The sequence below is a fragment of the Leptolyngbya sp. AN10 genome, assembly GCF_050565645.1.
Taxonomy (GTDB): domain Bacteria; phylum Cyanobacteriota; class Cyanobacteriia; order Leptolyngbyales; family Leptolyngbyaceae; genus Leptolyngbya.
In genome coordinates, this window is sequence record NZ_JBNXVP010000039.1 from 21,244 (window position 1) to 33,562 (window position 12,319).

The 12,319-nt window shown below is 47.5% G+C and carries 6 protein-coding genes; 1 reads left to right on the plus strand and 5 read right to left on the minus strand.

Features of this window, described 5'->3' with window-relative positions; genetic code table 11:
- Positions 1-296: 296 nt before the first annotated feature.
- Positions 297-2,825, minus strand: coding sequence for a type I secretion system permease/ATPase (locus ACQ4M5_RS33495; protein ID WP_430680148.1), 2,529 nt, complete (start codon positions 2,823-2,825; stop codon positions 297-299).
- A gap of 47 nt (positions 2,826-2,872) precedes the next feature.
- Entirely contained in the window at positions 2,873-3,634 is a 762-nt protein-coding gene (locus tag ACQ4M5_RS33500) for a peptidylprolyl isomerase (protein WP_430680149.1), read from the minus strand.
- Positions 3,635-4,004: 370 nt separating this feature from the next.
- Here ACQ4M5_RS33500 and ACQ4M5_RS33505 point away from each other — a divergent pair, with 370 nt between their 5' ends.
- Positions 4,005-4,646, plus strand: a complete 642-nt coding sequence (locus ACQ4M5_RS33505; RefSeq protein ID WP_430680150.1) for a peroxiredoxin — start codon at positions 4,005-4,007, stop codon at positions 4,644-4,646.
- Positions 4,647-4,922: 276 nt separating this feature from the next.
- Here the strand turns inward: ACQ4M5_RS33505 and ACQ4M5_RS33510 are convergent, their stop codons facing one another.
- The 3 genes from ACQ4M5_RS33510 to ACQ4M5_RS33520 all read right to left on the minus strand — a co-directional run bounded on the left by ACQ4M5_RS33510 (position 4,923) and on the right by ACQ4M5_RS33520 (position 11,494).
- Positions 4,923-6,512 (minus strand): esterase/lipase family protein, encoded by a 1,590-nt coding sequence (locus tag ACQ4M5_RS33510; RefSeq protein ID WP_430680151.1) that lies wholly within the window; start codon positions 6,510-6,512, stop codon positions 4,923-4,925.
- A 123-nt stretch (positions 6,513-6,635) separates the two neighbouring features.
- On the minus strand, positions 6,636-10,160 hold the full coding sequence (locus ACQ4M5_RS33515; protein WP_430680152.1) for an AAA-like domain-containing protein: 3,525 nt from the start codon (positions 10,158-10,160) through the stop codon (positions 6,636-6,638).
- A complete protein-coding gene (locus tag ACQ4M5_RS33520) occupies positions 10,157-11,494 on the minus strand; it encodes an AAA-like domain-containing protein (RefSeq protein WP_430680153.1) in 1,338 nt (445 codons plus the stop codon). The genes ACQ4M5_RS33515 and ACQ4M5_RS33520 overlap by 4 nt, the downstream gene beginning before the upstream one ends.
- Positions 11,495-12,319: the final 825 nt, after the last annotated feature.

Sequence of the window (12,319 nt, forward strand, 5' to 3'; positions counted from 1 at the left end):
GTATACATCAGTCTCTTGCACTTCGTTGTGGTTAGATCGTGCCCCCCAAATTCCCCATTCTGGGGGACTTTGAGCCGAGAAATTTCTAGAATTCCAAAGCGTTTTCTATCTTCAAAGTCCCCCAAATTTGGGGAATTTAGGGGGCTGAAGCCGATTCAACCGCAGCAAAAACGACTTGTGTATACACAGCCCCCAAGTTTGGGGAAGCAAGAGTCTTAAGCCCCCAGAATCGGGGGATTGGGGACAACTCTGAACGTGCCCTAATCTAAACTTCTACTGCCACATAAGAACACCCCCTAAACCGAAGCTTGCTGCCGTTGATACAGCGACCAATATAAGCCCTTCTTCCGCAACAATTCCTCGTGAGTGCCCTTCTCAGCAATCACACCTTTCTCCATCACCAAAATCAGATCAGCACGTTTCAAAGGTGCAAATCGGTGAGCAATCAAAAACACAGTCCGATTTGCCGAAATCGACTGCAAACTCTGTAAAACTTGCTGCTCAGTTTCACTGTCTAAAGCACTTGTCGCTTCGTCTAATACCAAAATCGGATTATTCGAGAGGAACAACCGTGCTAGCGCAATTCGCTGTCTCTGTCCTCCAGAAAGTGCTGTTCCACGCTCTCCAACATTCGTTTCATAACCGTGAGCCATCTCACTAATAAAGTCGTGAGCCGCTGCCATTCGTGCCGCTTCAACCACTTGTTCCGCAGTAATATCCGGGCGACCCAGACTGATGTTATCGACAATATTGCCATTGAAGATAAAGTCTTCCTGCAACACCACACCCATCTGACTCCTCAATGAGTGCAGATCCGCGCTCTTAATGTCAAATCCATCAACCGTGATCCGTCCTGATTCTGGTAAGTACAATCGCTGCAATAGTTTCGATAAGGTACTTTTACCCGATCCACTCCGTCCGACGACACCGACTAACATTCCAGGCTCAACCTCGAACGAAATTCCTTTCAGTACGGGTTCTTGGTTGGGACTATAGCGGAAAAAGACTTGATCAAATGAAACTTGTCCTTTCAGGGGTGGCAGTACCAAACCTGATCCAGGTTCCGCTTCGGGTGCAACGTTGAGAATGTCACCAATCCGATCGACGGATAGCAATACTTGCTGTAAGTTCTGCCACAGTTGCACCAACCGCAACAATGGACCCGTCACTCGTCCCGAAAGCATCTGGAACGCGACCAACTGACCCACTGTTAATTCTTGCCTAATCACTAAATGTGCGCCGACCCAGAGAATCAATAGATAAGAGAAATTCGTCAGAAAGTCTCCTAAGTTATTGCTGATATTGGAAGTCGTCGAAGCTTTGAAACTGGTGCGAATGTATCGAGCGAACAATCCTTCCCAGCGATCGCGTGACGGTTTCTCTGCACTATGCGCTTTTACAGAGTGAATCCCTGTCACCGTTTCCACTAAAAACGATTGACTATCTGCACTCCGGTTAAACGTCTCATTCAACCAATTTCTGAGAATTGGTGTCGTTGTCAACGTTAATGCTGCATACAAAGGTAGAACTGCTAAAGCAACTCCCGTGAGCGGAATGCTATAGAAGAACATCAGCGCAAGATAGACGACTGCAAAAATCGAATCGAGTACAACCGTTAGAGCCGTTCCTGTCAAGAACTGTCGAATGTTCTCTAGCTCTTGAACTCGTGCAACCGTATCTCCCACCCGTCGCGATTCAAAATAAGCTAACGGCAGTCGCATCAAGTGACGGAACAATTGAGCCGATAGACTCAGATCCAATCTCCGAGCAGTATGGGTAAAGATAAACAATCGCAAAATTCCAAGAACCGCCTCGAAAATGGCAACTCCTAGAAGCGCGATCGCCATTACATCGAGCGTCGGAATACTGCCCTGCACCATTACCCGATCGATCACGACCTGTGTGATCAACGGTGTGGCTAATCCCAACAGTTGCAGCGTGAATGAAGCAAAGAGCACTTCACCGAGCAACCCTCGATACTTCCAAACCGCAGGCAGAAACCAGGTTAGATTAAATCTTTCTTGCTTCTGAACGGTTTCGGCTTGCCAAAGTTGACGATCCCAAAGCTGTTCTACCGTCGATCGATGAACCGCTTGTGGAGTCATCATTGGATTATGCGGATCGGAGATAATTAAGCGATCGCCTCTGATCGCATACGCCACAACCCAATGCGGCTCTTCCGTATCTCCCCAAAGCATCAAGGCTGGAAACGTCAACAACCGCGCATTCTGCCAAGTCGTTTCAACTCGTCTTAGTTGCAATCCCAACTTTTCCGCCGCATCCACCACATTCGTCGGGCGTTGTCCTCTCAATTGCCGCTGTACCCAATCCATCTGAACTGGATTCTGCAAATGATTTGCGACCATTGTGAGACAAGCTGCTGCACTGTTCATTCCTGGAACAAACGGAAAGCCCGTTACAGACTGTGGCGATTGATCCGTCTGGGGAAGATACTTCGATCGAGCAATTGCCCAATATCGATCGATATCTGGAGAATTTAATCCTGCCCACATCTCGCTGCGCCATTGAACCGCTTCAACATCACTACTCGCGGCTCTCGCCTTCCATCCCGGCAACTCGATCAAATCCCCGATCCATTCTCCGGGCTGCAACACACGGGAACTGTTGTCCTCTCCGACCAGTCGAACCTTTCCAGAGAGAACAATCAACTGAACACCCGTATCTTCACTCGACCACAGCACCTCGCCCAGCTTGTAGCGACGCACTTCGGCTTTGGTTTTGAACTGCACCTGTTGTTCAGGATTGAGAAAACAGAGAGGCGCTGATTCCCAAGGTAAGTTGGCAGCGAGATCGTTCGTTAGCATGAGGGCAATCTTAAAAATGAGGGAGCTGAAATCAAAGGTTCTTCAGTCTAATCGTTAACTTGAAGCTTCACCGTCATTTTTTGAATTTTGTCGGCGATCCAACGATCGAATAACTCCGTCGTTAACATCTGCTTCAATTGAGGATTATCTAAGGTTGCAGGTAGAACATCCTCGATCCGGAAAAGCGCCCATCGACCTTCCAATTCAATTGGACCGACAATATCGCCCGAATTGGCAGAATCAATCACCGCTCTTACCGTATCGGGCATTGTACCCCGACTGACCGGACCCATCATGCCATTTGCAATACGATCGTCAGAGATTGAATGCTCTCGCGCTAACGCTTCAAAACTTTCACCTTCACTAATTTGCAGCTTCAATTCGTCGGCTAATTCCTGACTCTCAACGATAATCCGCGACAGTACGACTCGATCGAGAAATACTTTGCGTTCGATGAAATACTCTTGCAGTTTCGGTTCGGTTGCAACGATCTTTAATTTTTCGTTTTTAAAGTTCGTTGCAATCTGCTGATGGAATGTGGTGTAATCGAGTCCGTTACGATTCAGCCATTCTTGGAACACTTTCGGATCGGTTAACTGTTGCTGAAGTCGAAAGTCCACGACCGCCTGTTCGATCACGGCTGGATTAATATCGAGGTCTTCGCGAGTTTTGATCTCGGTTTCGAGTACGTGCTGCCGCAAGATATCACCAATAAAGCCTTGCAGTTTTCCAGAGGTTTGCAAATAACGAAGACAATCCCGGAGACTGAGAGAATTGTCATCGATCGTCAGAAAAGCGTTTGTGTCCATGAAGGTAATCTGTGCGATGTCCAAATCGATGTTAACGTGCCGAATCTACTGAGATCTTGTGAGGTCTTGTGAGATCTTGCCATGAGTTCGAGCACGATCGAGATCGATCATTGTGATTAAACTGGAATCTGATGCACTCAGAGTCCGCAATTTCAACCAATTCGCCTCCGAACTTCTCCGGATTTTCAAACTGAATACGGAGAACCGAACCTTTTCCCGGCGCGACTCTCATTTTCTGCTTAGGAAACTTTACGGAATTCTTCATCAATTATAGAATCGTTAAAAGATCTAAACTCCGACCGGGAAACCGGGATTTGTGGCATGATCGATAAGTAATGCGATCGACAGAATAAAGAGGAAATTACGCGATATGGCTCTTCGACTTGGTGATACCGTTCCCAACTTTACGCAGGATTCGTCCGAAGGAACGATCGATTTTTATGACTGGGCTGGCGATAGCTGGGTCGTGTTGTTCTCGCACCCCGCAGACTATACCCCAGTGTGTACGACCGAATTAGGTCAAGTGGCAAAAATCAAGCCCGAATTCGACAAGCGCAACGTGAAAGTGATCGCGCTGAGTGTCGATGATGCAGAATCGCACAAGGGCTGGATTAGCGACATCAATGAAACCCAAAGTTGCAGCGTCAACTATCCGATCTTGGCAGATGGCGACAAGAAGGTTTCGGAACTGTACGATATGATTCACCCGAATTCCAGCACAGGTCCCGCTTTGACGGTGCGATCGGTGTTCATTATCGATAACAACAAGAAGCTGCGTCTGACCTTCACCTATCCTGCCAGCACTGGACGGAACTTTGATGAGTTGCTGCGGGTGATTGACTCGCTGCAATTGACCGACAACTACAGTGTTGCAACTCCGGCGAACTGGACGGATGGCGGCGATTGTGTGGTTGTGCCTTCGATCCCGACTGAGCAAGCCCGTGAGAAATTCCCGAAAGGCTTGACTGAGGTGAAACCCTACCTCCGGATGACTCCGCAACCGAATAAGTAAGAGCAGGTTTGAAAAGTATAAAAAGCTTCCTCGCTCCGTTCCATTTCGCCCCGGACTGGAAGTCGGGGCTATCGGTGCGAAGTCCTTTGAAAAGGACTGAGGAGCCGACGTAGCTGAGTTGTCAGTCCCCTTCAGTGGACTTCGTTCTGTTAGCCCCGACTTCCAGTCCGGGGCGGATCATGTAATCAACGATACTTTTCAAACACCCTCTAAGGTTTCTTTTGCTGTGATTTGATGGACTGGGTGGGATTGTCTCACCCAGTTTTTTTCGTGCCATTAACCCGCGAGACTTTGAGGCGCTCCGGTTTCGGGAATTCGATCGAGTTCGATTCGATACGTTCCAGAGAATCCTGTCCCGATCGCATCGAATTCCCAACCCCCCGCAACTTTTCTCATGGGAATTGCATTTCGCATCGGATCATCGCCCATGAAATCCTCGCTGTTATACGCATACAATTGCAGCGAAGGTTGCAAAACGGCACGGACATAATATTGTTTTGAGAATACGATGTTATCGGAAAAGCCAACGCCAAACACATCGCGTTCACCCACATAAAATTCAAGCCGCATGACGAAATCCGTTTTGGACAAACTCGCGCCCGTATTGAGATAGCCCTCCCAAATTAGTTTTTGACCGTCTGCCCAGGGAAAGGTCAAATTTGGATCGCTAAAATCTCCGGTGCGGAATGGACCATAACAGTTTTCGGCTTCTTTACTTTGGTGGAAAAGTTCAAAATCAACTCCGCGTGGTTTGACAGATACGCCGAGAAAGAACTCACTTTTGCCAAAAAAGTCGAATCCACGTTTGACTTGTGCTCGAACTTGTCTCAGTCGCGTTCTGACATCACCGCAAAAGAATCGAGTGGCAATTTCATACGATTCACGGGAGGTAATGATTGAATCAAAACCGCCGTGAGACTTGTGAATAAAAGTACGGGGTGCACCATCGATTTGGGCGCAGGCTTGTTTGACTAAACCATCACTGCGGTTGTAGTTCAGACCTAATTCACCAGAGAGCGGAGAGAGACGATTAAGTAAAGATGCGGCTTGATTGTTATAGGCTTTGTAGTTCGTACCCACCACACAAAGCAAGCGATCGACGGGAAAATGCTCGGCAAAATTCACAGCGGAGACCGGATTTGCTGGATCAGCTTGATTCTGCGGATTGAAATGTTCGAGTTCATTCGCGGACTCGATCGGCAACCAGCGAAGATCTCTCAACAGTTGGAATGCGACTCCTTTATGCGGAGTTCCTAAAGTCACGATCTTGTTAATTGATTCATCGGCTGCGGTTGCACTGCGTTGTGGATAAGTTCGCTGAATTGCTTCTCGCACCACTAAACCGCCCATTGAATGAGCAATGATATTCACTTTCGGTTTTGCGCCTTGATTTTTCATCGCACAGAGCGCCCGAATGAACTCAATTAAGCGGACTAAAGCTTCACCATAGATTGGGAAAGTTCGATCGCATAAATCGTAGTAGCGAAACACCCAAAGGCTCTTACAAGGATCTTCTGACTTGAGAAAATAGAGCGCCATTGCTGGATCAATGATCACTCGACCATTAAAAAAGCTTTGATCGAAGTCCTTTAATTCATCGGGAATGACGGGCGGACTCGCCATCTGACTCGGATAGTATCCAACGACATTGGTGGCATCGTTATAGCGCCAATCCGACTTCATAAACCGTAGAATCATCCCTTCATAGATGTAGTTCTCGCCGCGTTTTCGCGGGTAGACACTGCCATCATTAAACCCCTGATACGTTAATCGTCGTTCATCTGCACTATCACCCGTAGCAAATCCGCGCACTAGAATAATCGGCAAGGCTTGACGAGTTGGGGCAGACCACATCAAATTAGACATAAACAATCACCTGTCTATCTTTCTCAACATGGGTAGAGCTTGTGATAGTTTATGATTTCTCGTAGATGTCACACCCATTTAGACAGATTTATCTACAAAAGAAGGACGATCGTTACAGATTTGCTACTGAACCCCTTTACAAAGAGATCGATCAAATTCCTCAAGCGTATCGTTCGTTGAAAGATAGTCTGAGAGCCAGCGACAGGCGGCGATCGTCGGATTCGTTTTCATCACTTGACTGAGGTTCCAGACCATCACAGTATGATCGCGACTTGCAGAAGCTAACAGTGCCCCATCGGGACTAAAGGCAACACTGCGTACTCCATCTGTATGACCGCTTAACGTTGTGATTAATCTGCCATCTGCTGACCAAAGCTTAATCGTTTTGTCTAAACTCGCTGAGGCAAATTGCGTTCCATCGGGACTAAAGGCAATGCTGTAAATCTGATCTTGATGTCCCTCTAGCGTTTTCAAAGGTGTGCCATCAAGTTTCCAAAGCTTAATGGTTCGATCGAGACTTCCTGTGGCAATCATCGATTTAGAAATCGCGATCGCACGAACTTCTCCTCCGTGTCCGACTAAGGGCGCGATCAATTCCCCCGTACTCGCTTGCCAGAGCTTCACGGCTCCATCCAGAGCGGAGGACGCAATCCGTAGACCGTCGGAACTGAATACGACTTTTTGAACCGGAGCATCGTGGGCTGACCAAGCGCGAATCAGCTTACCTTCCGCATCCCATAACCGCAATTGCTTATCCTGTCCTCCAGTCACGAGATTCCCCTCAACTGGACTATACGCCAAGGTCTCAATCGCACTGCCAGCCGGATCTTGTAGCGGTTTGAGCGAAGTTCCATCAAGTTTCCAGCGCTGAATCATTCCATTTGTGCCATTGCTGGCAATGATTTCACCGTCGGGGCTAAACTCAGCATCAAATTTCCAACTGCGATCGCTCTTCAATTCCCGCACAAAATTGCCCCCTTGTGACCAGAGCCGAATCGATCGATCTTTACTGGCAGAAACGATCCAGTCACCATCAGGACTAAACACAACTTGGTTCACATCGCTGGTATGTCCCTCTAACCGGATCATCCAATCATTGTTTAATCGCCAGAGTCGAGCCGTTTTGTCTGCACTTCCGGTCACGATCGATTGCCTGTCCGGATTAAAAGCGACTGACCAAGCTGTGTTCTGATGTCCTTGCAGCGATCGTAATAAGGTTCCATCTCGTCGCCACAGTTTCAGCGCTTTATCAAATCCAACAGTCGCGATCGTTTGTCCATTCGGACTCCAAGCCAAACTGGTGACACCATCGCTCTGAGTGTCAATTTTGCGAATCAGCTTGCCCTCTGAATCCCAAAGCGCGATCGTGTCATCTAAACCCGCAGAGGCGAACCCGGTTCCATCTGGATTAAATGCGATCGCTTGAATCGCATCGTCGTGTCCGGTCAGGAGTTTGAGCATCGTGCCATCGATCGACCAGAGTCTAATGTTGCGATTGGCGCAACCGGATGCGATCGTTTTTCCGTCTGGACTAAAGGCAACCGAATTGACGACTTGCTGATGTCCGCTCAAGGTGCGAAGCAGTTTACCCTCACGTGACCAGAGTTTGATCGTTGTATCACCGCTTCCAGTGGCGATCGTTTGTCCGTCTGGGCTAAAAGCAATGCTGTAAATTGTGCCTGTATGTCCTTCAAGTCTTGCCATTGACCAACCATCATGGCTCCACAAGCGAACAGAATTATCCGCACCGCCTGTCGCAATTAGCTCTCCATCGGGACTAAACGCGGTTGCAAAAATACTCCCAGCATGACCTTTTAGCGTTGCGATTTGAGACCCATCTGTGCGCCAAATTTTTACTGTTTGGTCTTCGGAACAAGTGGCAACGAAATCTCCATCTGGGCTGAAACTGACACAGCGAACGCCGCCTGTATGACCAGAAAAGCGATTGGCTTCGGCTGCGGTGTAAACGGTTTGCCCTAGAACTCGATCGACTTGTGCCAGCGTTTTCGGATCTTGAATCTGAAGTGCTTCGACTTTGGCATGGGCACGCATCGCTTCGATCATTGCATCCATCCCATGACCCAGCGAGTAGAGCAGTTCAGAATTGCTCACGATCGCATTCACACTACTCCGAGTCGCACCGCGATACTGAGAAAATGCAACTAATCCGAGCAGAATTGCAACCACCAAGACCAAGCTTAGTAGAGCAAGCAATCGTCGCTGCAATTTTGTACTTCTACGCTCTAAGGCAAGTCGGGCAGCAATGACCTGAGCACGATCGGCTTCTAAATCTCGGAGTTTGCTTTGTTCTTCAGCGGTTTGACTAGCCGTGAGAAATCGATAGTCTTCGTCGCTGAGTTGCTTGCCCATCGACCATTTTTGAGCATCAATTAAGGCTTGTCCGCGCAACAATCGCGATTCATCTTCATAGCCCGATCGCTTCCATTGATTCAATGCTTCGGAATACGGACGCAGTTTGGCAAATTGTCGATCGATCCAATTCAAATCAAATACGGCTTGATACACCGGATTTTTCACCCGCAAATATCCATCCGATTTCTCGACCAATCCTGAGAGCAAAAGCGCAATTTGTTCGACGCTGCTATCAATTTCAATTCCTTGATGGCGGTATTGAAAAATTGGATAGTTCTGATCTAATTCGAGTTTTGGCGATCGCAGAATTTGCTGATACAGTTCCAATAATCGTCCGGTCTGAGCTTGATTGCCGAGGACACGATCGCGAATTGTTCTCAGATGTTCAGGGCGATCTTGAGCTTCCCAGTTCTCAATCACCCGAAGTTGAAAGAGGTACTCTAACGTCAGGGCGGAAATATTGACAGGATCAAATTCTTCAGAGGTAGTCTGCTCATGCACTTCACGCACGACAATATCGCAAAACTTCTGAGTCAGGAACGGCTGTCCTCCTGTCCAATTCAGAACGTATTTCAGTACCGTTTCTGGATTTTTGACAACACGCCTCAAGCCCGCCAGCAAAGGAGCCGATTCTGAAAATCGAAAGCCAGACAGTTCGATCGCACGTCCGATATTAAACGGAGTTCGCTGCTTATCGCTGATTAATTCTGCTGGAGTTGTCACGCCGAGTAAGGCGAAACTGAGTCGTTGAAACACGGACTTCTCCGATCGCTGGTCGTAACACGATCGAATTAAGGCAAAGAAATCATCCGCTGGAAACTTCAGTGCGAGCACACTATCAATCTCGTCGATAAAAATTACGACATTTTGCGGAATTTGTGCCAGGAGAATAGTTTCGAGAAAAAGTTCCAATCGACTCACAAACGTGAGATGAGCGCGATCGCGCCACCACTGCCCGAATTGAACCTTCAAGCCAAAACTACTCACGATCGAAGCCGCGATCGAGGCATACCATTGTTCCGCACTCACCTGTTGCACCCCGATTGCAGTCATATCGATCGTGCAGCACTGAACTCCGGTCTCGCGCAGACGTAACATCGATCGCACTCGCAAGCTCGACTTGCCCATTTGCCGCGAATTGAAGACGTAGCAAAATTCCCCTGCTAAAAGAGCGCGGTACAGATCCTCATCTGCTTTTCGTTCAACGTAGGAGGTTGCATCTGGCGGTAAACTTCCGCCAACTTGATACCGCGAATTCAGGAGTTGGGAGGTCACGTTGAAGAAAGAGATTGCTGAAAGTACTTGCGATACAGTTGACAGCTTGGCGAAATCTGAGTGTCTTTGACGCGCACTAAGCCTTTGCTCTGAAGCTTGAAGGCTTGGATCGGTTCGAGTTCAACGGGAGCCACTGAAAGAACCACGCGCTTTAAAGCAGCGATCAACTCCGGATATTTTTGCAGATCCCAGAGCAAGTTGCGTAAATGATTTCCGTATACTCCGTCACTGGTAGCTGCCGTTCGCAAGAGTTCGTCAATGCTAATCGTCTGAGCGCTGAGGTGATGCAGTCCGACTTGGACTAGATACGGATTGCCTCCAGTTAGTTCTAAAAGCGTATCGGCAGACGTTTCTAAATCGTCTACTCCGTAGCGCTGAGCCAAATCTAACACCTGTTCTGCGTTCAGGGTTGGAAGCTCGATCGAGAGTCCTGCATTAAACGGGGACTGATTCAAATTCAACGGCACATACACTTCGGTTGAATGCACCAGAATCAATCTCAGTTTTTGCCACAGTTCGCTTTTGGCATCGCCGTATCGCGATTTCTCGTACCAAGCCCGCAGCATTCCAAAGAAATCGGTGGCAATTTCAGGATGCTCAAACACTGCATCGACTTCATCAAGTGCAAGAACGATCGGATATTCGATCTCGGTCAAAATGTAATTCTCGAAATAATTTGTGCAGTTGTAGCTATTTCCGAACAAATCATCCCAATATCGATCGACTTGATTCGGCAGTCCTAAATTCTGAGAAACGATCGCACAAAACCATTGCAGAAATCGCTGTAAATCTGTGAACACAGACGCATCTGCGAGTTGCAAACTGGTAATTGTCGTCTGGTACTGTTGATCTCTTAGCTGAGACATCGTTCTCGCCACCAGTGAGGTTTTACCCATTTGGCGGGGCGCTTTCACTCGAATCAATGCTCCAGGTTGTAACAGCGCTTCGTAACACGTATTCTCGGTCGGTGGACGGTAGACATAAAAAGGCGAATCTACCGGAAGCTGACCACTGAGGAGAATCGATTGCCGATTGCTAAAGGTCGCACTATCTGAATCGGTATAGTCCTCTGAAGTCAGAGTCAGGTCAAATGCCCGAAAGTAGTTCTCTAGCGTTTGTTGGTCAACTGGAACCTTACGGCTGCGAACTCGTGCGAGGGTATTCGGACTCAGCGCCGTTCGATCGCTTAATTCTTGTAATGTATAAGGCTTGCCAAAATTATGTTGATTCGTCGATCGTTGTTCAGCAGCTTGAAGGCGTTGCCACCCACGAGTGCTCAGAATGATTCCTCGTTTTCGTTTCGCTGGCGATCGGGGAGGCTGGGAGTAAGACATGGATATCATTAGCGTGACAAAGATAGGTTCTCAAAAAACACAGGCTGTTGATAGTGAATAGAGACAGAAGCACAACCACTTTTTTTCAATAAAGACTAAATACCTTACATCAAAAAGTCTTCTAAAGATTCTATCGGTAAAACTTCGTAGAAACGAATTCTCTTTACAATGAATGATGGCGTTGAAGACTCAAAAAATCCGCTGAATGGCTTAGGGAAACGGTAATTTGCGATTTAACTCAATCGTTATCAATTTAGAGAATGAAATGTAATTTATCCGTAGATTCTCGGAGTTCATCTTGAGAAACCTTACAGATTTCGCACTGTTTAATGTTAGGAGAGCCTCAGTTATTTCTAGATAGAGTTGCAAGCCCTCATTTGCATCATGCGAGTCGATTGAGTTTCCGATCCTTGTCATAGTGGAGAAAATCCTACGAATCTGAATGTTCGTAAAAAGTTCGGGCTTGCTTTCGGATTTGCCGATCGGGCATACTACGGAGTCATCCGCGACTAGTTCACTTAACTGGTGATCTTAATTTGTGATCTTTCGTAGTCAATTCTTCCGTTGCGGGGCACACTGAACAGAGATAGTCGGCAATTCGCATCAGCAATTTTACGAATTCCGTCAAACCCCGCGATACCATGATTCTCAGAAATATCTCTGAAAGAATTCTAGTGTCGCTACGATTTTGCAAAGACGAGATACAAGTGTTAGAGGGTTCCAACTTCGATCGACTTCCCAATTGACAGATTCAGGGTGCTTGAGGCGTGAGTTTATGATACTGACTCAATTTGTTACAGCGAGAACACTTTCAAACAGAGCGCG

Excerpts from the sequence above, each read along its gene's own strand:
- ACQ4M5_RS33500 (WP_430680149.1), bottom strand. The coding sequence starts at position 3,634 with ATGGACACAAACGCTTTTCTGACGATCGATGACAATTCTCTCAGTCTC.
- ACQ4M5_RS33495 (WP_430680148.1), bottom strand. The coding sequence starts at position 2,825 with ATGCTAACGAACGATCTCGCTGCCAACTTACCTTGGGAATCAGCGCCT.
- ACQ4M5_RS33505 (WP_430680150.1), top strand. The coding sequence starts at position 4,005 with ATGGCTCTTCGACTTGGTGATACCGTTCCCAACTTTACGCAGGATTCG.
- ACQ4M5_RS33520 (WP_430680153.1), bottom strand. The coding sequence starts at position 11,494 with ATGTCTTACTCCCAGCCTCCCCGATCGCCAGCGAAACGAAAACGAGGA.
- ACQ4M5_RS33510 (WP_430680151.1), bottom strand. The coding sequence starts at position 6,512 with ATGTCTAATTTGATGTGGTCTGCCCCAACTCGTCAAGCCTTGCCGATT.